1 protein-coding gene is annotated in these 412 nt (G+C 77.9%); it reads left to right on the top strand.

The window, feature by feature from the left end; translation table 11 throughout:
- Positions 1 to 236, top strand: a 236-nt coding sequence (locus tag SACPADRAFT_RS26195) for a hypothetical protein (RefSeq protein ID WP_040924062.1), incomplete at its 5' end; no start/stop codon positions are given.
- Between the last annotated feature and the right edge of the window lie 176 nt (positions 237 to 412).

The raw sequence follows: 412 nt of genomic DNA, 5'->3' as shown, positions 1-412 counted from the left end.
ACCGGCCGCACGACCCCGCGGCCGCGCAGACCCCGGGGGCGGCGAGCCCGGAAGCGGCGCTGGCCGAGGTGCGGCCCCACGCCGAGGACATCACCGTGCAGTCGTTCGCCGACGTCGACGGGGCGCCGGTGTGGCTGGAGGCCGACGGCGAGACCTTCATGGCCACCCCCGGGCCGGACGGCACCTGGCACGTCTCCCCCGCCGAAGTCATCGGCTGCCGCACACCCCCCACCTGAGCACCCGGTTGGGCGCCCGGGGATTCAGCCCGGCGCGGGGCGGGGTTCAGCCCAGGGCGGCGCCGTCGGCCAGCGCGTCCAGCACCGGCCGGTACATCCGGGTCTTGATCGTGCCCAGGGTGGGGCCCGCCTTGCCCGCCAGCGGACGGGCCAGCTCCACCGCCGACGCGCGGACG

This window comes from Saccharomonospora iraqiensis subsp. paurometabolica YIM 90007 (assembly GCF_000231035.2).
Lineage (GTDB): Bacteria > Actinomycetota > Actinomycetes > Mycobacteriales > Pseudonocardiaceae > Saccharomonospora > Saccharomonospora paurometabolica.
Note: the sequence above shows the minus strand (reverse complement) of the source record. Positions and strands in the feature narration are given on the sequence as shown.